The 24,117-nt window shown below is 36.6% G+C and carries 19 protein-coding genes and 5 pseudogenes; 15 read left to right on the top strand and 9 right to left on the bottom strand.

Annotation, left to right across the window (positions count from 1 at the left end):
- Window positions 1–7: 7 nt before the first annotated feature.
- Complete coding sequence (locus tag Q5W13_RS09585) at window positions 8–2,551, bottom strand: TonB-dependent receptor (protein ID WP_304446489.1); 2,544 nt, start codon at window positions 2,549–2,551, stop codon at window positions 8–10.
- 328 nt (window positions 2,552–2,879) lie between these two features.
- On the opposite strand from Q5W13_RS09585, the pseudogene aspS reads away from it, so the two are divergent.
- The 3 genes and pseudogenes from aspS (at window position 2,880) to Q5W13_RS09570 (ending at window position 6,763) form a co-directional block, all read left to right on the top strand.
- Window positions 2,880–4,635 (top strand): annotated as a pseudogene (gene aspS, locus Q5W13_RS09580) (aspartate--tRNA ligase).
- A gap of 60 nt (window positions 4,636–4,695) precedes the next feature.
- Window positions 4,696–6,478, top strand: a pseudogene (locus Q5W13_RS09575) (chloride channel protein).
- Between the two features lie 33 nt (window positions 6,479–6,511).
- Window positions 6,512–6,763, top strand: a complete 252-nt coding sequence (locus Q5W13_RS09570) for a hypothetical protein (RefSeq protein ID WP_304446133.1) — start codon at window positions 6,512–6,514, stop codon at window positions 6,761–6,763.
- A 50-nt stretch (window positions 6,764–6,813) separates the two neighbouring features.
- Here Q5W13_RS09570 and Q5W13_RS09565 read toward each other — a convergent pair whose 3' ends face one another.
- Window positions 6,814–7,263 carry a nucleoside deaminase gene (locus tag Q5W13_RS09565; RefSeq protein ID WP_155595133.1) on the bottom strand — a complete coding sequence of 150 codons (450 nt, stop codon included), beginning with the start codon at window positions 7,261–7,263 and terminating at the stop codon, window positions 6,814–6,816.
- A gap of 179 nt (window positions 7,264–7,442) precedes the next feature.
- Here Q5W13_RS09565 and Q5W13_RS09560 point away from each other — a divergent pair.
- The 3 genes and pseudogenes from Q5W13_RS09560 to Q5W13_RS09550 all read left to right on the top strand — a co-directional run bounded on the left by Q5W13_RS09560 (window position 7,443) and on the right by Q5W13_RS09550 (window position 10,348).
- Window positions 7,443–9,219, top strand: a pseudogene (locus tag Q5W13_RS09560) (1-deoxy-D-xylulose-5-phosphate synthase).
- 97 nt (window positions 9,220–9,316) lie between these two features.
- The gene (locus Q5W13_RS09555; RefSeq protein ID WP_304446132.1) at window positions 9,317–9,850 is read left to right on the top strand and encodes a DUF3078 domain-containing protein; all 534 of its coding nucleotides are present in this window, start codon (window positions 9,317–9,319) and stop codon (window positions 9,848–9,850) included.
- A 9-nt stretch (window positions 9,851–9,859) separates the two neighbouring features.
- Window positions 9,860–10,348, top strand: coding sequence for a hypothetical protein (locus Q5W13_RS09550; protein WP_304446131.1), 489 nt, complete (start codon window positions 9,860–9,862; stop codon window positions 10,346–10,348).
- Here Q5W13_RS09550 and dgt read toward each other — a convergent pair.
- Window positions 10,345–11,687, bottom strand: a pseudogene (gene dgt, locus Q5W13_RS09545) (dGTP triphosphohydrolase). The gene Q5W13_RS09550 and the pseudogene dgt overlap by 4 nt on opposite strands.
- 159 nt (window positions 11,688–11,846) lie before the next feature.
- On the opposite strand from dgt, the gene Q5W13_RS09540 reads away from it, so the two are divergent.
- Both Q5W13_RS09540 and Q5W13_RS09535 read left to right on the top strand, forming a co-directional pair.
- On the top strand, window positions 11,847–12,053 hold the full coding sequence (locus Q5W13_RS09540; RefSeq protein WP_304446130.1) for a carboxypeptidase-like regulatory domain-containing protein: 207 nt from the start codon (window positions 11,847–11,849) through the stop codon (window positions 12,051–12,053).
- Window positions 12,016–12,240 (top strand): peptidase associated/transthyretin-like domain-containing protein, encoded by a 225-nt coding sequence (locus Q5W13_RS09535; protein ID WP_304446129.1) that lies wholly within the window; start codon window positions 12,016–12,018, stop codon window positions 12,238–12,240. Before Q5W13_RS09540 ends, Q5W13_RS09535 begins: the two co-directional genes overlap by 38 nt.
- 77 nt (window positions 12,241–12,317) lie before the next feature.
- Here Q5W13_RS09535 and Q5W13_RS09530 read toward each other — a convergent pair whose 3' ends face one another.
- A complete protein-coding gene (locus tag Q5W13_RS09530) occupies window positions 12,318–12,677 on the bottom strand; it encodes a toxin-antitoxin system YwqK family antitoxin (RefSeq protein ID WP_155595137.1) in 360 nt (119 codons plus the stop codon).
- Window positions 12,678–13,178: 501 nt separating this feature from the next.
- Between Q5W13_RS09530 and Q5W13_RS09525 the strand changes: the two genes are divergently transcribed.
- From Q5W13_RS09525 to Q5W13_RS09495, 7 genes are all read left to right on the top strand, one after another.
- Window positions 13,179–14,375, top strand: a complete 1,197-nt coding sequence (locus Q5W13_RS09525) for a porin (RefSeq protein ID WP_304446128.1) — start codon at window positions 13,179–13,181, stop codon at window positions 14,373–14,375.
- A gap of 75 nt (window positions 14,376–14,450) precedes the next feature.
- Window positions 14,451–16,754: an inorganic phosphate transporter gene (locus Q5W13_RS09520; RefSeq protein ID WP_155595139.1), complete on the top strand. Its 2,304-nt coding sequence runs from the start codon at window positions 14,451–14,453 to the stop codon at window positions 16,752–16,754.
- A gap of 253 nt (window positions 16,755–17,007) precedes the next feature.
- Window positions 17,008–17,259 (top strand): hypothetical protein, encoded by a 252-nt coding sequence (locus Q5W13_RS09515; RefSeq protein ID WP_304446127.1) that lies wholly within the window; start codon window positions 17,008–17,010, stop codon window positions 17,257–17,259.
- Between the two features lie 13 nt (window positions 17,260–17,272).
- The gene (locus tag Q5W13_RS09510; RefSeq protein ID WP_304446126.1) at window positions 17,273–17,743 is read left to right on the top strand and encodes a CAP domain-containing protein; all 471 of its coding nucleotides are present in this window, start codon (window positions 17,273–17,275) and stop codon (window positions 17,741–17,743) included.
- 7 nt (window positions 17,744–17,750) lie between these two features.
- On the top strand, window positions 17,751–17,960 hold the full coding sequence (locus Q5W13_RS09505; RefSeq protein WP_304446125.1) for a hypothetical protein: 210 nt from the start codon (window positions 17,751–17,753) through the stop codon (window positions 17,958–17,960).
- Between the two features lie 111 nt (window positions 17,961–18,071).
- Window positions 18,072–18,485 (top strand): hypothetical protein, encoded by a 414-nt coding sequence (locus Q5W13_RS09500; RefSeq protein ID WP_155595141.1) that lies wholly within the window; start codon window positions 18,072–18,074, stop codon window positions 18,483–18,485.
- A gap of 195 nt (window positions 18,486–18,680) precedes the next feature.
- A complete protein-coding gene (locus tag Q5W13_RS09495; protein WP_304446124.1) occupies window positions 18,681–19,748 on the top strand; it encodes an amidohydrolase family protein in 1,068 nt (355 codons plus the stop codon).
- Window position 19,749: 1 nt separating this feature from the next.
- Here the strand turns inward: Q5W13_RS09495 and nadD are convergent, their stop codons facing one another.
- The 5 genes and pseudogenes from nadD to Q5W13_RS09470 form a co-directional block, all read right to left on the bottom strand.
- The gene (nadD, locus tag Q5W13_RS09490) at window positions 19,750–20,334 is read right to left on the bottom strand and encodes a nicotinate (nicotinamide) nucleotide adenylyltransferase (RefSeq protein WP_304446123.1); all 585 of its coding nucleotides are present in this window, start codon (window positions 20,332–20,334) and stop codon (window positions 19,750–19,752) included.
- Window positions 20,335–20,365: 31 nt separating this feature from the next.
- Entirely contained in the window at window positions 20,366–20,950 is a 585-nt protein-coding gene (gene gmk, locus Q5W13_RS09485; protein WP_155595144.1) for a guanylate kinase, read from the bottom strand.
- 26 nt (window positions 20,951–20,976) lie between these two features.
- Window positions 20,977–21,834 (bottom strand): YicC/YloC family endoribonuclease, encoded by an 858-nt coding sequence (locus Q5W13_RS09480; protein WP_304446122.1) that lies wholly within the window; start codon window positions 21,832–21,834, stop codon window positions 20,977–20,979.
- A gap of 218 nt (window positions 21,835–22,052) precedes the next feature.
- Window positions 22,053–22,808: a 3-keto-disaccharide hydrolase gene (locus tag Q5W13_RS09475; RefSeq protein ID WP_304446121.1), complete on the bottom strand. Its 756-nt coding sequence runs from the start codon at window positions 22,806–22,808 to the stop codon at window positions 22,053–22,055.
- Window positions 22,809–22,903: 95 nt separating this feature from the next.
- Window positions 22,904–23,880 (bottom strand): annotated as a pseudogene (locus Q5W13_RS09470) (sugar phosphate isomerase/epimerase family protein).
- Window positions 23,881–24,117 lie beyond the last annotated feature (237 nt).

Genomic DNA, 24,117 nt, shown 5'->3' with positions numbered 1-24,117 from the left:
AGAATCTCTAGAATTTAAAAGTTAGGCCTGCGTTAATAACGGTTCCGTTAAACCCAAACTGATTTACTTCCCAAGGGTATCTAAATCTCCCTCCTAAATCTGTAACAAAATCACCTTTCGTATCAATTTCATCAGGATAAACATTGAAAAGATTATTAGCTGAAATCGAACCCGAAATCTTGTCTGAAAAATCATATCCTATTATTAAATCGGTAATTACCTTACCTGCAAAAGTTTGGTCAAATGCCTCATCTTCTGTTGGCAAAGGACCATTACCTAAGTCAACACCATTAAGACCGTTGCTACTGTGCATCCAACTTACCTCGCCAAAATAAGTATTGTTCAAGGACAAATTAAGCTTTCCAATTTCATAATCTAAGCCCAACAACACTTTACTCTTAGGCCGCGCAGATGTTATTCTAGATTGTTCTTTTCTATTAAATATAACATAGTCGTTAGCAGCCAATAAAGGTGGAGTGTCTATTTGTCCCTTTATTTTGGTTTCATTAAAGTTAGCAGCTAAAGTTGCAGAGAATTTTCCACTACCCAATTCAATATTTCTATAATTCAAAACAACATCTATTCCTGAAGTATTTGTATTAACGGCATTAACAAAGAATTTAAGACTTGTTATACTGTTATCATTTAGAATTTGTTCTATTGGATTGGTAGTTGTATCATCTCCATCAGCCCCTATTTCACCAGTAAAAAGTACCCGGTCATCTACTTTGACATTATAAAAATCAACAGAAGCTGTAAAGTTTTTAATTAGTTCAAATGTTATACCTGCAGAAATATTTTTTGAAGTCTCTGCAGTTAATTGTGGAACACCAAGCCCTTCTCTAATAACAGGATCAACATTATTGAACGTACCCTGATTAGAGATTGTACCTCCAGATACAAGTGTTTGAATATTACTTAAGTAAATTTGATGTAGAGAAGGAGCTCTAAACCCTGTACTGTAAGAAGCTCTAATCGCTCCCTTATCTCCCAATAAATACCTTCCGTTTAACTTCCAGGAGACATTTTCTCCAAAATCACTAAAGTCCTCATACCTAATGGCCCCTCCAATTAAGAATTCCTCTGTCGGCTCCCACTCTAAATCTCCATAAATCCCGTAATTATTTCTTTTTGCAATTACGGCATTGGCAGGTTGTAATCCATAAAAAGATTGTGCACCACCTCCAAAATAAGATGCAGGTTCACCAGCCTCTGCTGTAAAACGTTCTTCTTTAACTTCTGCACCAAATGCAGTACTAATCTGACCAAAAACGCGAGAAAAATCCAAATTAGCAAGTGTATTACTAAAAGTATAAGCACCTACATCAAATGAAGTAGGGCTGTTTGCGCCCAAATCAACATTCAAACTATTATTTACCTCATAATCAATAGCATTTCGACCATAGGTACCACTCAAATCAACATCAAAACCTAGTACTTCTCCTTTAACACCTACAGTAGCATTGTTATCTCTAACATCAGTTTCAAAAGTTGGCTGAAACCCTTGATACTCCGTACCTGCATGATGAAGCAAGTTAGATGGGTCAGACACCCAATATGGAGGTCTGTATAAAGCAAAACTCTTTCCTTTTCTATAGGTAAGCCCACCGAACGTATAGAACTCCCCTTTTCCATTTTTAAATGGAACTCCTGCATTGAAAAAGATATCTGCCTTATTCAATTTTGGCTGTCCTACAGTCATACCTAAATCAGGATTAGCTGCTAACCAAGAAGACCATTGTGGATCATCTGCTGAAACACCAAAAAGCAAATCACCTCCCGGTGTACCAGCTCTGTTGGTTTCTTCTTGCTGATAATAGCCCACAGTTAAGTTAAGGTATCCCCCGTTATCTCCTATATTAACAGAAGTATTTACATCTGCACCCAATTTAAAACCATCTCCTTCTGTAGTTATTCCCGAAGTTATATTTACAGTAGTATACTCTACATTTTTATTCAAAACCATATTTATCACCCCGGCAATAGCATCAGAGCCATATTGTGCAGAAGCTCCATCTCTCAAAACTTCTATTCTAGAAATGGCCGCGGCAGGTATACTCTTCAAGTCTACACCTACCTCACCTTTACCAGGAGTATCATTTATATAAACTAAGGCGCTTTGATTTTTTCGTTTTCCATTTACAAGAACTAAAGTTCTACTTGGACCTAATCCTCTCAAATCCGCAGGGTCAAAATGTGCAGTGGCATCAGATACCGTTTGAGTAGTAGAATTAAATGATGGCACTTTATACGTCAACATTTTATCAACCGAAGGTTGCCCAGTATTGCGTAATTCCGATACTCCTATATTGTCTATTGGAACAGGAGAATCTAAAATTGTTCTAGGCTTAGACCTGTTACCTACTAATATAACTTCATCTAAAGCTACTCCCTCTTGTAAAGCAATGTTAATTTCGCCCGCACTTTTCACATCAACATCCTTAGAATTAAATCCTATAGATGAAATAACTAAAACAGCAGGTATTTTAGTTACCTCTATAGAGTAATTGCCATCAAAATCACTTGTAGTACCTACATTAGTGCCTTTAATAACAACATTAACGCCAAGTAGAGAGGCTCACCCGCCTGATCTGTTATTGTACCTTTTACCAAGTTATCTTGAGCAAATACCGTAATTGGCAGTGTCAAAAACGCAAGGAAATACAACTTTCTAAGTAAAGTTTGTTTCATTTTCAAAGTTTTGAATTAGTTATTTTAACTGCCAAGTTAGCAAAGATTACGATAAGTCTAAAATATCTGTTAAATTTTAGCATTTAGCCCTAAGTAGCATTACAAATGGGTTCAAAAAAACGATTGAGATAATTTTTTAGACGATACCAGCATAACTTCTTACATTTGTTCTTTAAACCTATTTAATAATGTACAGAAGCCATACTTGCGGAGAATTACGAGAATCGCATATTGAAACTAAGGTAACCCTATCCGGATGGGTTCAGAAAACCCGTGATAAAGGTTTTGTGGTCTGGGTAGACCTTCGTGATCGTTATGGTATCACGCAGTTGGTTTTTGATGAAGATCGTACATCTTCAAAATTATTAGAACAAGCAAGGTCTTTGGGTCGCGAATTCGTAGTGCAAGTAACGGGTGAGGTTATTGAAAGGTCTTCTAAAAACCCTAAAATTCCCACAGGAAATATAGAGGTTTTGGTAGACGAGGTCGTAATTCTTAATGAATCAAAAACACCTCCTTTCACCATAGAAAACGAAACCGATGGAGGTGAAGACCTTCGGATGAAATATCGTTATTTAGACATTCGCAGGAATCCTGTCAAAAACAACCTCATTTTTAGAAGTAAGGTTTCTATGGAGGTACGAAAGTACCTTAGTGACCAAGATTTTATAGAGGTTGAAACACCATATTTAATAAAATCAACTCCAGAAGGAGCTCGTGATTTTGTTGTACCCAGCCGTATGAACGAAGGACAGTTCTACGCTTTACCTCAATCACCTCAAACTTTTAAGCAGTTGCTTATGGTAGGTGGTATGGATAAGTATTTCCAGATTGTAAAGTGCTTTCGTGATGAAGACCTTAGAGCAGATAGACAACCGGAGTTTACGCAAATTGACTGTGAAATGGCTTTTGTTGAGCAAGAAGATATTCTTGATGCTTTTGAAGGCCTTACTAAGCATTTACTAAAAGAAATTAAAGGAGTAGAAATATCTGCCTTTCCAAGAATTACTTATGATGATGCCATGCGCATTTATGGTAACGACAAACCAGACATCCGCTTTGGAATGGAGTTTGGAGAATTGAACACTGTAGCACAACATAAAGAGTTTGGCGTATTCAACTCTGCAGAACTGGTAGTTGGTATTGCTGTACCTGGTGCTGCAAGCTATACTCGTAAAGAATTAGATGCCTTGGTGAATTGGGTAAAACGCCCGCAAGTTGGTGCCATGGGAATGGTTTACGCAAAATATAATGAAGACGGAAGTTTTAAATCTACCGTAGATAAATTTTACGACCAAGAAGATTTGGCTAAGTGGGCCGAAGCTACACAAGCAAAACCAGGAGACCTTATTTGTGTTCTTTCTGGGGATGCCAACAAGACCAGAGCGCAATTAAGTGCGCTTAGAATGGAACTTGCCGAAAGATTAGGCCTAAGAAACGCCGATGAGTTCGCTCCATTATGGGTCATTGATTTTCCATTATTGGAACTTGATGAAGAAACTGGAAACTATCATGCCATGCACCACCCATTTACGTCACCAAAACCTTGGTCAGTTAGAATTACTAGAAACTGATCCAGGCGCAGTACGTGCTAATGCATATGATTTAGTGTTAAACGGTAATGAAATAGGTGGCGGTTCTATTCGTATTCACGATAGAGATGTACAGAGCACAATGTTCAAACACTTAGGTTTCACTCCTGAAGAAGCAGAAGCGCAATTTGGTTTTCTAATGGATGCTTTTCAGTACGGAGCTCCACCACATGGTGGTATTGCATTTGGTCTAGACCGATTGGTATCTATTCTTGGTGGCCAAGAAACTATTAGAGATTTCATTGCTTTTCCAAAGAACAACAGCGGACGAGATGTTATGATTGATGCTCCTGCAGCTATTGACCAAGAACAGCTTAATGAACTAAACTTGAAAATTGATATTAAAGCATAGAAATCAAATCCCGCTTAAACGCGGGATTTTTTTAATACTTTTAGGAGGTAAACCTTTCTGATGCCCACTAAATTACAAAGACTATCTACCCGATTCTTAAGGTGGCGATACAAGAATATCTCCAATAAGACCTTCACTCATCTCATGAGCGTTCTGGTTGGGCTTTTAGCAGGTCTAGCATCAGTTACACTTAAGAACATTGTATACTTCATTGAAATTTCTCTTGAAAAGGGAATCTTTATCTCAAACAATGGTCTTTATTTTATCCTGCCGATTATAGGTCTTACCCTTGTTTATCTCTATGTAAAATATATTCATAAAGAACCGCTTCAACATGCGGTATCTTCTATTCTATTTTCGCTCTCTAAAAAAAAGGGAGTAATTAAACCTAATCATATTTACACTCAATTAATTGCAGCTCCCTTAACAATTGGTTTTGGAGGGTCTACAGGTTTGTTAGGGCCTGCAGTTGCTTCTGGAGCCGCCATAAGTTCTAATATTGGGCGTTTTTTCCATATTAATGCCAAAACCCGTTCGTTATTAATTGCTTGCGCATCGGCCGGAGCAATAGCTTCTATATTTCAATCACCTATTGCCGCCATAATTTTTGCGGTAGAAGTTTTTAGTTTGGACTTTACCATGCTCTCCATGCTTCCCCTATTATTAGCTTCTATTTCTGGTGTTCTCACCTCTTATTTCTTTTTGGGCAATGAGGTTCTTTTTAATTTTACGTTAACGCAGAGCTTTGAAGTAAAAGATACCTTCTTTTATATCATTTTAGGTGTAGGAACAGCTTTCGCTTCCATCTATTTTACACGGATGTACTTTCGTATACAAAAACTATTTGCTAAGCTAAAAACCCCCAAATACAAACTTTTAGTTGGTGGTTTGGCAATAGGTATAATGCTTTATTTTATTCCTCCATTATATGGGGAGGGATTTAGCTTTATTAATGACCTGTTACATGGTGATCATATTAAAGCTTTGGGCAAAACTCCTTTTGATGAATACACCCAAAATATTTGGGTAGTTATTGCATTACTATTTGGTATCACAATTTTTAAAGCGGTAGCTATGACCACCACATTAGCAGCTGGTGGTGCCGGAGGAATATTCATTCCCACTATGGTTATGGGTAGCGCTCTAGGCAACGTAATGGCAAAAATTGTTAACCATTCTGGTTTAGGTTTTTCTGTTTCTGAAAGTAATTTCACATTAATAGGAATGGCAGGACTTATTGCGGGAGTTCTTCATGCTCCCTTAACGGCTATATTTTTAATTGCCGAAATTACAGGAGGTTATGAACTTTTTGTTCCCTTAATGATAACTTCCTCTATTTCCTATTTAATAACTAAAAATGCTATTGACTATACTATATATACTCGAGAGTTGGCTAAAAGTGGTGATTTGCTAACCCATAATAAAGACCAATCGGTATTAACATTGATGCAATTAGACGATGTTATAGAAAAAGACTTTAAAACAGTTTATCCCGATATGACCTTAGGGGAAATGCTGCATAAATCCGTAGCAAAATCCGGTAGAAATATTTTCCCTGTAATAGATAAAAATCGCTCTCTAGTAGGTATTATTTTGTTAGATGATATTAGAGAGTTTATGTTTGACACTTCGTTATACGAAACTACCAAAGTAGAGACCTTTATGCACAATGCTCCAGAACATATTTTTTATGGGAAGGACAGCATGCAAAAAGTAATGGATAAATTCCAAAGCAGCGGCGCTCAATCTCCCTGTTATTAAAAATGGAAAATACATAGGTTTTGTCTCAAAGTCTAAGCTTTTAACAGCATACCGCAGAGAACTCATTAATTTTACAAGATAAAGGTGTAAAAGGTTTTGTAATTTTACAAGAACTATGAAATATCTCGTATCCATAATAACCCTAGTCTGTTTTGCTTCAATTATCTACGGCTTTAATATTCAGGAAGAAAATCTACCTCTAAGTCACAAATTTATAGGTTCTGGCACATTAGGGCTTTTCCTTGTTGCAATGCCTTTATTTCTTTTCACCTATAGTAAAGGAAAGAAAATGAAAGACTATATGCTGACTGATGAAAACGTTAGAAAAATGAGAGGAGAAGAACCAAAAAAGACTGATAATCAATAACATTTTATCGGTACTAGCTCAAGTATTAACCGTGTTAGGTTAGGTTAGTTTTAGTTCCGGTTTCTTCTTTCTGCAAAAAATCGCTTTAACAAATCACTTGCTTCGGTTTCTAGAAGACCACCTACTATTTCCGTTTTCGGGTGTAATTTTGTTCCCATAACCTCGCAACCTCTTTGCGGGTCTTTTGCCGCATAGACTATTTTTGATATCTGACTCCAATACAACGCGCCAGCGCACATCTGGCAAGGTTCTAGAGTTACATAAAGTGTACAGTTCTGTAAATATTTACCTCCCAAAAAATTAGCTGCAGCTGTAATAGCTTGCATCTCTGCATGGGCCGTAACATCATTTAATTGTTCCGTAAGGTTGTGGGCACGAGCAATAATCCGGTCTTGTATGACTATAATAGCTCCAATCGGCACCTCTTGCTTTTCATAAGCAGCTTCTGCTTCTTGAAGTGCTTTTTTCATGTAATAGGTGTCATCAAAAGGCTGTATCATAACAAGGGTTTAACACAAATTTATGCCATACTTTTCGAAAGATCCGCATAACTTGTGATCATTAAGAATCAGCAACTTAAAAACCCACTATAATTAGCTTCCCTCAAACCCATAGGCTGAGCTAAAAAAAATTGTCTCAGCACTGCTAAACACGTATTTTTGCAACTTACACCTCTAATTTGGAATCACTTTTAAATTATATTACTTACCCAGAAGATTTACGCAAGCTTTCAGTGGACCAACTTTCGCAACTTGCGAAAGAATTAAGGGAATTTATAATTGATATTGTTGCGACCAAAGAGGGGCACTTAGGCGCTAGCCTTGGAGTTGTTGAACTCACCATTGCCTTACATTATGTATTTAATACGCCCGATGATAAACTTATATGGGATGTTGGCCATCAAGCTTACGGACATAAAATATTAACGGGGAGAAAAGAAATTTTTGATACTAATCGCCAATTAGGAGGTATCAGTGGATTTCCAAAACGAAGTGAAAGCAGTTACGACGCTTTTGGAACGGGACATAGTTCTACTTCTATTTCTGCAATTTTAGGTATGGCTATGGCCGCTCAATTAAACGGTAAAAACAACCGGCAACACATTGCCGTAATTGGTGATGCCTCTATAGCCAGCGGTATGGCTTTTGAAGCTTTAAATCATCTTGGTTCTACCAATTCTAATGTATTGGTCATCCTAAACGACAATGCCATTGGTATAGATCCAAGTGTAGGAGCTTTAAAAAAATACTTGACCAATGTAAAAAAAGGTATCGCAAAAGATGAGAACATATTTGAGTGCCTCAATTTTCATTATACCGGTCCTATAGATGGGCATGATCTTAATGCACTTGTAAATGAACTAGACCATTTAAAGCTGGTAGCCGGACCAAAATTACTACATGTTATTACTACCAAGGGGAAAGGCTTGAAAAAGGCCGAAGAAAACCAAGTGACATACCACGCGCCAAGGTAAATTTGATAAACATACGGGTGAACTTCAAAAGAAACCGGTTGTAGCTAACGAACCTCAAAAATACCAAGATGTATTTGGGCATACGTTGGTAGAACTGGCTCAAAAAAACAAAAATATTGTTGGCATCACACCAGCTATGCCCACTGGAAGCTCTTTAAAATACATGATGGAGCAAATACCCGGTAGGGCTTTTGATGTTGGCATTGCGGAACAGCATGCCGTAACCTTAGCTGCAGGTATGGCTACTGAAGGTCTGGTACCATTCTGCACTATTTACTCCACCTTTCTACAACGTGCATATGACCAAGTTATACATGATGTGGCTATCCAAAACTTACCAGTTATTTTTTGTTTAGACAGAGCTGGTATTGTTGGTCAAGATGGCGCAACCCATCATGGTGTTTATGATATTGCTTATTTGAGGTGTGTACCCAACTTGTATATTTTTGCACCTATGAACGAAACGGAACTTCGTAACATGATGTATACTGCGCAGTTGGGCTTAAATCATCCTATAGCCATAAGGTATCCGCGTGGTAGGGGCGTTCAAGAAAAATGGCAGACTCCTTTTGAAAAAATTGAAATTGGAAAAGCTAGAGAATTGAAAAAAGGTTCTGAAATTGCTATATTGACCATTGGCCATATTGGGAATACCATTTCTACTGTTATAAAAGAAATTGCAGAAAAAGAGAAAATTGGCCATTATGATATGCAGTTTGTAAAACCGTTGGATAAAAATCTACTTATAGATATATTTAAGCATTATAAACACATAATTACTCTTGAAGATGGCTGTAAAATGGGTGGTTTTGGGTCTGCAATCCTAGAATTAGCCAATGAACTAGGACATACTCAAAAAATACATATTTTAGGTATAGATGACATTTTCTTGGAACATGGTACCGTAGAGCAATTACACGAACAAGCAAAAATTGACCCTTTAAGTATAACAAAACATATAAAAATGCTATTAAATGAATAATTCCCCATTAACATCATGTCTATTTATTCTATTTTTTAGCTTCTGCCTATCTTCTGTTTTTGGACAAAACCAAGATTCATTACCGCCATAGAGAGAAATGGAAATTGACACCATGGTGGTAGATACTACCATAGTAGACACGGTCGTAATTAGAAAAACACAAGAAAAAATAAAATTTGTTCCACGTAGTGTAGATTTAATGAATCCTGTTATTTCATTTAATCGTACCAATGCTCTTGACGAGAAACCTAACCGATTTAAGATTCCATCCTTTTGGACAACGGTAAATAAACTGGGCGCAAATTTTAGTGAAGTAGCTTTCGTAAATTGGAATGCCGGTGGTAACAACTCCATATCGGCCCTAGGGAACGCGCGATTTGAAAGAAATTACAAGTTTCGCTATATACAGTGGGATAACTATATGGAGATGCGCTACGGCCTTAATGTACAGGAAGAGCAGAAATTAAGAAAAACAGATGATGCCATCCGTTTTAGTTCCACTTTTGGTCTTCAACGAGACACTATTAGCAACTGGTATTATTCGGCTAAAGCCAACTTCAATACTCAGTTTTCCAACGGTTATAAATATCCCGATAGGTCATCGCCTATTTCACGTTTCATGGCTCCATAGTATTCATTTTTGGGTGCTGGAACATCTTATATTACCAAAGACCAAAAATTCAATCTATATATTTCACCCATTACTCAAAAAGCAACCTTTGTTCTAGATGAAGAGTTAGCCAATAAAGGTTCTTTTGGTGTTAAAAAAGCCGTTTTGGATGCGGATGGAAATGTGCTCGAAAAAGGGGAACAAATTTTTCTAGAATTTGGCTTTTTAGTGACGAATCAGTATGAGAAAGAGGTTTACAAAAATATGCTCCTTAAGCATCGTTTGAGCCTTTACACAGATTACCTTCAAAAGTTTGGAAACATTGATGTTGACTGGGAGCTTAATTTTGATTTAAAAGTTAACAAATACGTTGTTACCACTATTGGCACTCATATTATTTATGATGATGACATTCTATTTGACGAACAAACAGATGCTAATGGTATTGTGCTAGACGCTGGCAGGCCACGCATACAGTTTAAGCAGTTGCTTGGTGTTGGTGTATCCTACGCCTTTTAAAGCTGTTTACCCATGATTTTATTATGAATATGCACTGCAGCGCTATCTGAAAGACTTGCTACATAGCAACAGGTATTTAATAATATCTGATATATAGAGTCATCCGTATCTCTATAAAACTCAGGAAGTGTTTTTAGCATTAAAGCATCATAATTAGAAGCTCTATTTTCTTTTTTTCGGATGAGAGCATTAGTATACACATCCAATATATCCGAAATTATTTTATAGCCTGCAATCTCTTTTTCGATAACTTCTTGAGAGCGGTATATCTTTTCAACACTTATAGAAATGATATCTTCAATCTGAGCTTTAAAAGCACTTTGATCCAGCAAGCTAGTTTGAAAAGTACCATTCAGTATTTTATCTTCATTCTCAATAAAGACCGAAATTGCATCGCTTATCAAGGTATTAATGGCAAGAGCTCGTAGATAACTAAGCCTATCTTCCTTATATTTTAAAGAATTATACTTTTTGGTATTTATGCTGTCCTTCACTAATTTTATAAGGTATTCCAGAGCGTAATCCTCAGAGATAAGACCAAGGTTAATACCATCTTCAAAATCTATTATTGTATAACAAATATCATCTGCAGCCTCTACTAGAAATGTTAGAGGATGTCTTGCAAAAGAAATATCTTCTCCATCTCTGGTCTGCAAAAGACCCAAATCTGCCGCTACATTTTTAAAAGCTTCTTTATCTGGCTGAAAAAAACCAAATTTCTTATCAGCTATATGTTTTGTTGCTTTTTTAGGTAGGGACTCTTTTGGGTATTTCATAAAAGCACCTAATGTAGCGTAGCTTAAACGTAAGCCTCCCGTAACGCCTTCTCGTGATTGAGTTAATAATCGAAAACCATTTGCGTTCCCTTCAAAATCTACAATATCCTGAAATTCCTTTCCAGTCAAAACAGACTGGTATTTTTTACCATTCCCGGTAATGAAGTATTCGCCAATAGCCTTTTCTCCACTATGACCAAAAGGCGGGTTACCTATGTCATGCGCTAAAGCTGCTGCGGCAACAATAGCTCCAAAATCATTAAATCTGTAACCATATATTTCACTTAAAAAAGGGTGTTTCTCAAGAATTTTCTTCCCTGCTATGCGCCCAAGACTCCTTCCTACTACGGAAACTTCCAAACTATGGGTTAAACGAGTATGAACAAAATCTGTTTTTGACAGCGGTATAACCTGGTCTTATCTTGTAAACTTCTAAAAGCACTGGAAAAAATGATACGATCATAATCTACTTCAAAACCTAACCTCGTTTCGTCTTGTTCCTTTCGTAATCTTTTGTGCGTATCGCCTTGGCGCTTAAGAGACAATAAATTTTCCCAGTTCATAAGAGTTTTTTAAGACCTGCAAGGTACATTTTTTCAATTTCAATCTACTTTTCAAACTAAAAGAACGCACCGTTATTTAACCTTAAGAAAATCCATACTTAAACTTCAGATAACTATAATTTAACACACTAGCTTTTTCTTTGCATTAAATAATAAACAATGAAAAAGACATTATTCTTTCTTGCTTTTATATGTACATTAAATCTTTTTGCTCAAGAACAAGGAGCTATTAGAGGTACTATTTTTGACATGGAGATGAACAATGAACCTTTGCTTTTTGCAGATGTTCAAATAAAGGATACAAAATTTAAGACACAGACCAACTTTCGTGGCAACTTTGAAATATCAAACGTTGAACCAAGGTAACTACATACTTAAGGTTACTTTTTTAGGTTATGAATCCTATGAGGTTCCAGTAGAGGTTGTAGCGTCTAATACTATAGAAGTTACACAAGGTTTAAAGGCTAAAACAGTAAGCCTATCAGATATGTCATTTGCAGATGAAAACACATTACAAAATTCGGAAATTGCAATTTCCAGTATGGAACGATAATTGTTTCCTAAATATTCATAAAACAAAAAGGGAGTTTCCACAATGTGAAAACTCCCTTTTTCTATTCAATAAAATTGTTAGTTCTTAGAAACGACTGCTGATTTCTTCTGCTTCTCAATAACGTTTGCAATAACATTGTTATCAAACTCTACTTCCTTTACAGCGCCATCATTATAGAAAAACCATTTTCCAGTTCTAACACCTTTATTGTAATTTCCTTTTGATACCTTTTCTCCCGCTTCATCAAAGCTAATCCACTGACCATGTAATTTACCGGCTAAATCAAAAGTTCCTGTTTGACTTACCGCTCCATTATCATGATAATAAGTAGCTTCTACTAAATTGGTTTCTTTATTTAATTTTACTTCCTTTTCTTTTTGAGCATACCCTACTGTCATGGTTAATGCAAGGGCGAAAAGTATGATTGAATTCTTCATGTTGTTGATTTTAAAATAACTCTGTACCTATTTACTGTTATCAAAGATACATTAATTTACGTTAAAAACATCATTACATAACATTAAATTTACATTGAAAATATTAAACCCTAATTATCAATGTGTTACAAATAACCATTATTCCAAAAATTAAAGATAAATTAATATTTACATTACCATAAGATGACATCCGTGATCGACCTTAGCGGTTGTCTATAAAGACAAATTTGATTTCATAATACTTATTAGTTTTTGTCGACTAGTTTTTTTGAAATCCTATAAGCTACCTTGAAGAAGGTAGCTTTTTTTTATGTTTTAACTTATGTTTTTAAGAGCATTATTTTAATGCTAACTAATCCAAATATACATCTGTAAATCAGATTTTTACACACAACTTAACTTGTTGATAAATAGCAATTTCTTCTTCTAGATATAACGTTAACAAAACATTAGCTTAACATTGGTGTTAGTTATTTACTTCCGACAAAAACTAATGCCTAAATGAAATTAAAATGTTTAGCCCTCGGGCTACTTTTAAGTTTTTCGTGTATCTCCTATGCTCAAGAAACAAACGCACCAGCCTTTGGAAAAGGACTTTTTAACCTAATAGGAAAAGATAGTACTTGGAGCATGAAAATTGGCACTCGTATGCAATTTCTAACAATTGCATCATGGGGTGAAGGTGAAGACGGAGGACTTGTAGACCCTCGCCAAAATTTTTCTATTAGACGCGCCCGTTTAAAATTTGACGGCTTTGCGTTTTCTCCAAAATTGAAGTACAAGTTTGAATTCGGGCTCTCAAACCGTGATCTTTCAGGAGCTTCTGAATTTACAAGTAATGCCCCTAGATACATTCTAGATGGTGTTATTATATGGAATTTTTATAAAAACTTTGAGTTTTGGATGGGTCAAACCAAATTACCTGGAAACATTGAGCGGGTAATTTCTTCTGGAAATCTGCAACAAGTGGATCGCTCTCTCCTGAATAGCAGATTTACCATAGATAGGGACCAAGGTGTTCAACTAAGACATAAATTCAACTTAACTAACCAGTTTCTAATTAAAGAAAAATTAGCCATTTCTCAAGGAGAAGGCAGAAACATTACAACAGGAAATCTTGGTAGTCTACAACATACCGCTCGCTTAGAGCTTTTCCCATTTGGAGATTTTTCTGCGTACATCGGAGCTGACCTAAAAAGAGTAGAAACACCAAAATTAATGTTAGCAGCTACATTTGACTTTAATAACAACGCGGTTAAAAACAGAAGTAACCAAGGTTCATACATGGTTAATGACATTGGATTTCACGAAACTGACATTAAAACAGTTTATGTTGATGCCATGTTTAAATATAACGGATTCTCTTTTATGGCCGAATATGCCAACAGAACCGCAGCTGATCCAATTGCCAAAAACTCTGATGGATCAGTAACTGGTGACGAAGTACAAGTAGGGAATGGATTAAACCTTCAAACAGGGTATTTGTTTTCTACCAACTGGGAGGTTTCAGGACGGTTCACCACCATTGATTTAGATAAAGATATAACAGGAAAAAGCCTTGAAACTCAATACACCCTAGGTGTTTCAAAATATTTAGCCGGTCATAAGTTAAAGGTTCAATCAGATTTGAGTTATCTTAACTTGGATGGAGGAGTGAACAGACTAATGGCACGCCTACAAATGGACATTCATTTCTAAATAAAACATAACCTTTAGATAACATTATAGCTCTAATTACAATAGATATTTGCAAACTTATTTATATCATAAATTATGGATAACATTTACTTTATAATGATAATCGCTCTTGCTGTTTTGGCAATTGCGGATTTGGTTGTCGGCGTCAGTAATGATGCAGTAAACTTCTTGAACTCAGCCATAGGTTCTAAAGCAATTTCTTTTCGAACCATTATGATTGTGGCAAGTTTAGGTATTGGTTTTGGAGCTATTTTTTCTAGTGGTATGATGGAGGTTGCTCGAAAGGGTATTTTTAACCCAGGTGAGTTTTACTTTAACGAAATCATGTTCATTTTTATGGCGGTAATGATTACCGATATACTTCTGCTAGATTTCTTTAACACCCTAGGTATGCCTACGTCAACTACCGTTTCCATAGTTTTTGAACTTTTGGGAGCTGCAGTAGCAATGGCCTTAATAAAAATTGGTGCTGATAATGGAAATTTTAGCGACGTTGTTAATTACATCAATACATCAAAAGCTACTGAAATAATATTTGGTATTCTCCTGTCGGTCGTCGTGGCATTTTCCATAGGTGCATTAGTCCAATGGGTCTCCAGATTGCTGTTATCATATCATTTTGAAAGAAAAGCAAATTGGGTTGGAGCCCTTTTTGGAGGTGTAGCGCTTTCTGCTATTACTTATTTTATTTTAATGAAAGGTATTAAAGGAACCGCATTCGCTGGCGAAAATTTTGAGCTTATTGGCAATGGTACCATTAAAGATTTTCTTGAAACACAATGGGTTGGTATTGCAGCAGCAAATTTTGTGATTTGGTCCATTCTTTCTTATATCCTAATGACCTTTGCAAAAGTTAATATTTATAAGTTGATTATTGGTATGGGAACCTTTGCCTTGGCTCTAGCCTTTGCGGGTAACGATTTAGTGAATTTCGTTGGTGTACCAATTGCCGCATGGCAATCTTATGAAGCTTGGATAGCATCAGGTATTCCTGCTACAGAATTCAGCATGGGTATTTTGGCTGCAAAAGTACCTACACCTACACTACTTTTGTTTATTGCCGGTATTGTTATGGTTGTGACCTTATGGTTTTCTAGCAAAGCAAAAGCAGTAGTAAAAACATCACTTGATCTTTCAAGTCAAGAGGCTACTAAAGAACGGTTTCAACCTAACTTTCTTTCTCGTGGTTTAGTGAGGTCTGCAATTGCTGTTTCGGAGGTAACTATGGCTTTGATTCCTAAATCAGTGCAAAACGGTATTGAAAAGCAATTTGAAAAACCGACTATTGCTCTAACAAAAAACAAAGTACATGAGCTTCCTGCTTTTGATATGGTGCGAGCTGCGGTAAACTTAATGGTTGCTGGTATTTTAATATCGATTGCAACTTCATACAAACTTCCTTTATCTACGACATATGTAACTTTTATGGTGGCAATGGGTACTTCTTTGGCAGATAGAGCTTGGGGAGCAGAAAGTGCTGTATACAGAGTTGCTGGTGTACTAAATGTTATTGGTGGCTGGTTTGGTACTGCAATTATTGCCTTTATAGCAGCAGGTACTATTTTAGCGATAATTAGTTTTGGTCAGGGTGCTGCCATTGCAATTCTATTATTTGTTGCAGTTTTACTTTTGTCAAGAAACTATATCTCGCACAAAAAGAAAGCCAAAGAGACCAAAGCCGAAGACACTTTAAATAAAGCTGAAAGCAGTTCTATTCAAGGTGTTATTGAAGAAAGTGCTAGCAACATTGCTAATGTTCTTAAAAGAACTAACAAGATATATACCAATTCAATTAATGGTCTTGCAGTTCAAGATTCAAGTCTATTGAAAAAGAACAAAAAACAAGGCGCAAAGCTTTCTGATGAAATTGATGATTTACGAGATAATATTTTCTATTTCATAAAAAATCTTGATGAAAACAGTGTAGGTGCAAGTAATTTCTACATTACAATTCTAGGGCATTTGACAGACATTGCCCAGTCATTAGAATATATTGGTAAGGTTAGCCACAAGCACGTAAACAACAATCATAAGAAATTAAAGTACAATCAAATAAAAGAGCTTAAGCAAATAGATCAAAAATTAGATGAAGTTCTGAATCTTACGCAAACAGCTTTTGACGAAAGATCATTTGAGCAAATTGGTCTTGTTTTAAGTAAAAAACAGGAGTTATTTGATATGGTTCAAGAAAAAATACAGACGCAAGTAGCCAGAACCCGTACTGAAGAATCAAGCCCTAAAAATACCACCTTGTATTTCTCATTATTATTAGAGACCAAAGATTTGACAACAGCAATAATGAACTTATTAGAGCAGTATTATAATGAGCATGATGATTCTGTTGCTCCAGCAACAATAGATGCGCCAGAAGGAGAATAATCAATTTCTTTTGAGTAATAACTAACAAGTACCTCATCATAGTAAAGTTAACTATGATGAGGTACTTTTTTTTATGCATGACATTTTTAGTCTTCATGATATTCACGATTAGCACACAAATTTCAATGTTTAGTTTTGGTATTTACTGCATTTCATAATAACATGCCGCTTTAGTGCTACCGGCACTTCATCGAAAAAAAATACCTTTCTGAAAATTCAGGCGTTAGTAAAAAGATACCCAAATCCTTTTTCAATGCGCTTTATAAACTACGTAGCACCCGCAGTGTGCTGTTTTGCCTTATTCTTATCATGCAGTAAAGAGAGTAGCTCATCCCTTCAGGAAGAAGAGGAAGAGTTAACTACCAATCTAGATTTTGGTGCAAGAGATGCAGCCAAACAACTATATGAAGATTATTATCTAGCGTCTAGTAACACAAACTCTGATGTAGCTTGGTCTGGTAATGAACAGACCTGTGAACCTATATACCGTTCCCGAACCCATTAGAAATAAAATTCTAATGAGATTGCAGTATTTCCGCAAAGCGGTAGGCTTAAACAATACCATTGAAGAAGAAGCTACAAAAAGCGTTAAATCACAACAGGCAGCACTTATGATACATGCAAATGGGACCTTGAACCATTTTCCTCCCGACACATGGAAATGCTTTACAAATGACGGAAAAGAAGCCGCAGCTAATTCATTATTAACATCAACAAAAAATTCGGCCTCTATAGATTCGTATATGCGTGACCAGTGTAGTGAAAACTATCCCGTAGGTCATAGAAGATGGTTATTATGGCCAAGACTTAAAGAAATTGGCATAGGAAATACCAGTCAGTATAATGCTCTATGGGTACTAGGAAATCCTAAGTGCACCAGCAGATGCACCGGAATTTGTTGCATGGCCGCCAGCAGGATATCTACCTGCAAGACTAGCCTACCCAAGATGGTCTTTTTCCATCGCAAACGCAGATTTCTCCGAAACTAGGATTTCAATGAAAACTGAGAATGGAAATTCAGTTTCTTTACAAATAGAGGAACTTACAGCTATCTACGGAGACAACACAATTGTTTGGCAACCTGAAATTAATTCTAATGCTCTAACGGAGGATACCTCTTATGTTATAACCATAGATAATGTTCTTGTTAATTCAGAACCTCAGCAATTCCAATACAACGTAACTCTTTTTGACCCAACCAAATAGAACAAGGTTAGCTATTCATAAGTCTATATACAAACAATTCTTTTTGTTGCTTTTATAACAATCTGCTGGTTTTCATAAGTATAAATCGTATCTTAACCACTGAGATATGCTATGGAAACACCGTTACGTACTACGCCTAAATTATTGACAGAAGAAGATTTTGGATTTGCTAAATTTTGGTTCTATCCTAACTTCTTAGTGGGTGAATTTGCCGAGGGTGCCGATGTAAGCAAAGAGGATTCTATTGGTCCCATCACGTCTATTAAGCGCATTTATGGGACAACTACACCTTTTATTTATATTTCAAATAGAAAAAATTCATACTCAATGGACCCAATGGGTTACAAGGAAATAGTTGATATGTTCCCTAACCTAATAGGCATGGCCATTGTTTCTGAAAATAAATATAGGCGTATGATAGCAACACTAGAAAAAATGTTCATTAAAAAACCAATCGGTGTATTTCATGAGCTAGATGAAGCTTTTGAATGGGCCACACAAAACATACAACAGTTAGATAAATAGCCTTTTCGTTCCTTATTTTTTTTGCTACCTACAATGCTTTTCTCCAAATCTAGCACCTAAAATTATTCCTACTTAAACATTGAATCTTCCCCCAATTAAACTAATTGGTTAATTTCACTTTTGAAAAACCATACCCTTTCTATGACTTTTTCTTACGTGAAGTATGTATAAATGTATCTTTTAAACCTTCTTGACATGAGAAAGCAATTATTACTTCTTCTACTCCTATCGCTTACTAACCATTTATTTGCTCAAGAAAACCTACTTCTAAAAGATTATAGACCTCAGAGTATTTACAACACTCCCAACACCCAAATTAAGCGGGCCAAATACCCCGTAATAGACTTTCACTCACACCCAGATGCCAAGTCCGAACAAGAATTGGAAGAATGGATTACCACTATGAAAGAAAAGAATATTGAGAAATCGATTATACTCACGTATTCCACAGGTCAACAATTTGATAGCATTTATGATATGTACTCTAAGTACGGTGACCAAATTGAGGTTTGGTGCGGTTTTGATTACACAGGCTACAATGAAAAAGGCTGGTCTAAAAAAGCTGTAAAAGAACTTGAAAGATGTTTTGCAAAAGGTGCAAGAGGTGTTGGTGAATTAGGAGATAAAGGACTAGGGCTTTTCTACTCAAAACCATCTATTGCGCCTGGTCTTCATTTGGACGACCCTCGCTTACAACCACTTTTAAAAAAGTGTGGGGAATTAGGTATGCCCATAAGCGTCCACGTTGCTGACCCTTATTGGATGTACTTGCCCATGGACGAAAAGAACGATGGACTTATGAATGCCTATACTTGGAAAGTAGACACATCAAAAGAAGGTGTTCTTACACATGAGGAATTACTCACCACCTTATCTAATGCAGTTAGAAATAATAAAGAAACCACCTTTATAGCGTGCCACTTAGCGAATACCAGTCACGACCTAACTATTTTAGGCCAACTACTGGATGAACACCCTAATTTATATGCTGATATATCTGCCCGTTACGCAGAGGTGGCACCAGTCCCTAGACGTACCAAGGCTTTCTTTAACAAATATAAAGAACGATTGGTATATGGAACCGACATGGGTATGGATGCCGACATGTACCAAACTACTTTCAGGATTCTTGAAAGTGCAGATGAGCATTTTTATGCTTGGGATTATTTCTCATACCATTGGCCTCTTAATGGACTAGATTTAGGCGATGAGACTTTGAAAAAGATATACCACGAGAATGGCAGAAAATTATTAGAACGATAGTCTATCTATAAAAATTCATTTCATCCATATACTGCCAAACCGAATCAGGAAGCAACGGTCTAATATTTTTACCTTCTTTGTGATTTTTACGAATAAAGGTGGAAGAAATTTCCATTATGGGAGCATCTACCTTATGAATCTTAGCATGCCCCTTAAACTGGTGTTCAATTTCACCTACTGAAATCCTTGGGTATACATAAAGATTGTAATCGCTCAAAATAACCTCGTAGTTCTTCCATTTATGGAAACCCTTAAGGTTATCCTCACCCATGATCAGGGCAAAATCATGTTCTTCACCGTACTTTTCTCGTAAATGAACTAATGTATTTACCGTATAATTTGGCTGCGGTAGTCCAAATTCTATTTTACTGGGTTTAAGTTTAGGGTAATCTTTTGTAGCCTCATATACCATTTGGTATCTATGGTTGTCGGCCAATAGGGATTTTTTGGTTTTAAATGGACTTTGAGGCGTGACTACAAACCAAACCTCATCTAAATCGGAGAATTCTACCATATGGTTAGCGATGACCAAATGTCCTATATGTATAGGGTTGAACGTACCAAAATAGAGACCTACCTTTTTCATGCGTTAAAACAAATTTGATTATCCCAGCTAACTATTCTTTCCTCTTGGCGCCAACGAATTCCGCTACTAACGTATGGGCTTCATCCAAAGCGGTATCAAGATCGTAGTTCTTTATCACCTTATCAAATTGAGGAGCTGTTGCTAGCTCTACGGATGCTTTTGCAATACGCATATTGATTTTATCTTCGCTTTCGGTACTACGTTTCTTGAGTCGTATTTTCAACTCGTCAACACTTGGAGGCTTTACAAAAACAGCCAAGGTCTTATCTGGGAACTTTCGTTTAATACGCAGACCACCCGCCACATCAATATCAAAAATCACGTTTTTACCTTCAGACCAAAGTCGTTCTATTTCAGTTTTTAAAGTACCGTAAAAGTTATCACGGTAAACCTCTTCCCATTCTAGAAAATCATCTTGTTTAATATGATTTTTGAATGCCGAAATAGACATGAAATAATAATGCTCTCCCTGTTTTTCTTTAGCTCTTCTAGGTCTTGAAGTAGCAGACACAGAGAATGCAAGGTTTAGCTCCTCTTGCTTTAGGAGATGACGTACTATAGTTGTCTTACCACTTCCAGAGGGTGCCGAAAATATAATTAGTTTGCCGCCTTTCATGAGTTCGTTTAGTTTGGTTGAATACGTTAGAGCACGTTAAGCATTTGCTCTTTTATTTTTTCAAGTTCGTCTTTCATCTGTACAACCAATTGCTGCATTGGCGCATAGTTGGCTTTAGATCCTATTGTATTGATCTCACGGCCAATTTCCTGAGCAATAAAAGCCAGTTTTTTACCATTGGAATCATCGGATTCTAACGTACTAGTAAAATAATCGAGGTGGTTAGCCAAACGAACTTTTTCTTCAGTAATATCATACTTCTCTAGGTAGTAGATAAGTTCTTGTTCAAAACGATTGGCATCAACATCTGCCTTAAGGTCGCTAACGGCTTTGTTCAATCGTTCGCGAACGTCTGACTGACGGTCGGGATCCATTGTTTTCACTTGCTCCAACAAGCTCTGTAAATTCTGAATGCGTTCAATAAAGTCTCTTTCAAGTACTTCACCCTCTTCTGAACGAAACGTATTAATCTCTTTCAAAGCCTCTGTAAGTGCAAGCTTTATAGACTCATATTCAGTCTCATCAATGTCTTCTCGTGCCGTTTTTAAAGAATCCGGCATTCTAAGAGCCATATCTAGCAACTTAATATCATCGCCATCAGCAATATTCTTTAATTGCTTCATGTAGTTCTTCACCGCTGACTCGTTTACCTCTGTAGAAGTTTCACCGCTGGTCAATTCTAAATATAAACCAAAATCAACCTTACCACGCATTAAAGAACTAGCGATAGTCTTACGAAGTTCCAATTCTTTTTCACGATATGCGGAAGGCATACGTGCGTTTAAATCTAGACTTTTACTGTTTAGGGATTTGAGCTCTACGGTAATCTTTTTTGTCGGAAGCTGTACAACGTACTTGCCGAAACCGGTCATGGACTGAATCATAAATTGCTATGAATTTTGGCAAATATAACGTAATTACAGAAAGTAGAAGTCCCTGTAACCCATAATCTACAGCCCCTAAGTTAATAGAGAACCCCACCTCATATTCTGAGATGGGGTTCTAAAAGTAATTCATAACTAAAATCTACTCAAGACATCGTTAAAATGTTCGAGGGTTATTTCGAGAAATATCAAAATTCTGACATTTCATCATCTAACCCCTAAAGCTCCTTAATCTTTATATCTCTAAAAGAAACCATATTACCATGGTCTTGCAAGCCTATTTTTCCTGTAGTGAATTTTCCAAAATGGTCCCAATCTGCAAATTTTGATTTAGACACCATAACATTCCACATTTCATTACCAACCGGGAAGTCAACAATATCAGTTCCGTTTAAAGAGATGCTACCTTTTTGTTCTTTATGGTTTATGGTAATCACCATAGTATTCCATTCGCCTACAGACTTGGTAACATCTGCAGAAGGTGCTATCATATCATATAAAGAGCCTGCTTGATGAGTTGTTCCGTTTTTTGCATCTGGATGTTTCTCATTATCTAAAACCTGCACCTCTGGACCTGTTTGGTACGCCTCAGATAGTTCAGGAGTTTCATTTACACCCCAAAACACACCACTATTTCCGCCTTCTGAAATTTTCCATTCCAAAGACAAAATAAAATCTGTGTACTCTTTTTCGGTCACTAGATTAAACGCCTCACCTTCTTCTCTTTCTGTTGGAGGATAAAAAACCATGGCACCATCTTCTAATTTCCAATTATCAGAAACACCTTCTTTATTATATTCTTTCCAACCATCAAAAGAAGAACCATCAAAAAGAACCGTCCACTCTGTAGGTGGTTTTTCTGCCTCAGCTTCAGCTACGCGTTCAGATTCCATTTCTTTTTGGTTTTTTTCCGCTTTGTCTTTACAACTAAAGGCAACCATTGCCATAAAAATGATAAGTACTAGATTCTTCATAGTTCTCTGGATTTAGATATTTCAAAAAAAAGATTCTCCTGTTTTAGCAACAAAAGAACCGTTCCATATAATTTACTTCTATTGTTCTCTCCTTTTTAAGAGATACCCAATATCTTTTTAAGCATTTCTTTGTCAACTGCTGAACCTGCAAAATCATCAAAAGTCTTTTCTGTAGCTTCAATAATATGATCCTGAATAAAAATCGCTCCTTCACGAGCACCTTGCTCCGGACTTTTAATACAGCATTCCCACTCCATAACTGCCCAAACGTCACAACCGTACTGTGTAAGTTTAGAAAAAATGGTTTTAAAGTCGATTTGACCATCACCCAAAGAGCGGTATCTACCGGCGCGATCACCCCAATCATTATAACCCCCAAAAGCACCTTTCTTACCTGTTGGGTTGAATTCTGAATCCTTTACATGAAAAGATTTTATGAACTCATGATAGTGATCTATGTACTCAATATAATCTAACTGTTGCAAGACAAAGTGACTTGGGTCATAAAGGATATTTACACGCTTGTGATTTCCAGTAGCGGCAAGAAAACGCTCAAAAGTATCTCCATCGTGTAAATCTTCACCTGGTGAATTTCGTAACAAACATCTACACCTTCCTCATCAAAATGATTTAAGATTGGCATCCATCTTTTTGCCAACTCCTCAAAACCCATTTCTACTAAACCAGCAGGTCTTTGAGGCCATGGGTGCCATGTATGCCAAAGCAATGCACCAGAAAAAGTAGCATGAGCGTTAAGTCCTAACCTTCTACTTGCAGTAGCAGCTTTTTTTACCGTTTCTACGGCCCACTCGGTACGTGCTTTTGGGTTGTTCTTTACTGCATCGGGAGCAAAACTGTCAAACATAAGGTCGTAAGCCGGGTTAACGGCAACCAGCTGTCCTTGAAGGTGCGTTGAAAGTTCGGTGATTTCAAGACCGTAGGAATTTATTTTTCCCTTAAGTTCATCACAGTAATCTTGACTCTCGGCTGCTTTATCCAAATCTATTAGAAAAGATTCCCATGTAGGGATTTGAATACCTTTATACCCTAAATCTGCAGCCCATTTACACATGCCATCCAATGTATTGAACGGCGCTTTACCGTCTACAAATTGCGCTAAAAATACGCCGGGACCTTTAATTGTCTTCATACTTCCATTTTTTTGTGTTTAGTAAAAGGGGAGATTCTTTTTGATAACCTTTTATAGAAAAACCCTATATTTATTTCTCTTAAGTGTTTTAGATACCCTTTTCTTTAGGGAAAATATAAATATAGGCATTACAACAGGTTTAAAACAAAAAATACTACC

The organism is Zobellia laminariae (assembly GCF_030553095.1).
In the GTDB taxonomy this organism is placed as follows: domain Bacteria; phylum Bacteroidota; class Bacteroidia; order Flavobacteriales; family Flavobacteriaceae; genus Zobellia; species Zobellia laminariae.
This window is presented reverse-complemented; position numbering and strand designations above follow the sequence as displayed.

What these genes read in the sequence shown, in the direction of transcription:
- Q5W13_RS09565 (WP_155595133.1), bottom strand. Translation starts at nt 7,263, where the DNA reads ATGATACAGCCTTTTGATGACACCTATTACATGAAAAAAGCACTTCAA.
- Q5W13_RS09500 (WP_155595141.1), top strand. Translation starts at nt 18,072, where the DNA reads ATGGAAACACCGTTACGTACTACGCCTAAATTATTGACAGAAGAAGAT.
- gmk (WP_155595144.1), bottom strand. Translation starts at nt 20,950, where the DNA reads ATGAAAGGCGGCAAACTAATTATATTTTCGGCACCCTCTGGAAGTGGT.
- Q5W13_RS09475 (WP_304446121.1), bottom strand. Translation starts at nt 22,808, where the DNA reads ATGAAGAATCTAGTACTTATCATTTTTATGGCAATGGTTGCCTTTAGT.
- Q5W13_RS09520 (WP_155595139.1), top strand. Translation starts at nt 14,451, where the DNA reads ATGGATAACATTTACTTTATAATGATAATCGCTCTTGCTGTTTTGGCA.
- Q5W13_RS09505 (WP_304446125.1), top strand. Translation starts at nt 17,751, where the DNA reads ATGAAAACTGAGAATGGAAATTCAGTTTCTTTACAAATAGAGGAACTT.
- Q5W13_RS09510 (WP_304446126.1), top strand. Translation starts at nt 17,273, where the DNA reads ATGAGATTGCAGTATTTCCGCAAAGCGGTAGGCTTAAACAATACCATT.
- Q5W13_RS09530 (WP_155595137.1), bottom strand. Translation starts at nt 12,677, where the DNA reads ATGAAGAATTCAATCATACTTTTCGCCCTTGCATTAACCATGACAGTA.
- Q5W13_RS09525 (WP_304446128.1), top strand. Translation starts at nt 13,179, where the DNA reads ATGAAATTAAAATGTTTAGCCCTCGGGCTACTTTTAAGTTTTTCGTGT.
- Q5W13_RS09480 (WP_304446122.1), bottom strand. Translation starts at nt 21,834, where the DNA reads ATGATTCAGTCCATGACCGGTTTCGGCAAGTACGTTGTACAGCTTCCG.
- Q5W13_RS09540 (WP_304446130.1), top strand. Translation starts at nt 11,847, where the DNA reads ATGAAAAAGACATTATTCTTTCTTGCTTTTATATGTACATTAAATCTT.
- Q5W13_RS09515 (WP_304446127.1), top strand. Translation starts at nt 17,008, where the DNA reads ATGCGCTTTATAAACTACGTAGCACCCGCAGTGTGCTGTTTTGCCTTA.
- Q5W13_RS09495 (WP_304446124.1), top strand. Translation starts at nt 18,681, where the DNA reads ATGAGAAAGCAATTATTACTTCTTCTACTCCTATCGCTTACTAACCAT.
- nadD (WP_304446123.1), bottom strand. Translation starts at nt 20,334, where the DNA reads ATGAAAAAGGTAGGTCTCTATTTTGGTACGTTCAACCCTATACATATA.
- Q5W13_RS09555 (WP_304446132.1), top strand. Translation starts at nt 9,317, where the DNA reads ATGGAAATTGACACCATGGTGGTAGATACTACCATAGTAGACACGGTC.
- Q5W13_RS09570 (WP_304446133.1), top strand. Translation starts at nt 6,512, where the DNA reads ATGAAATATCTCGTATCCATAATAACCCTAGTCTGTTTTGCTTCAATT.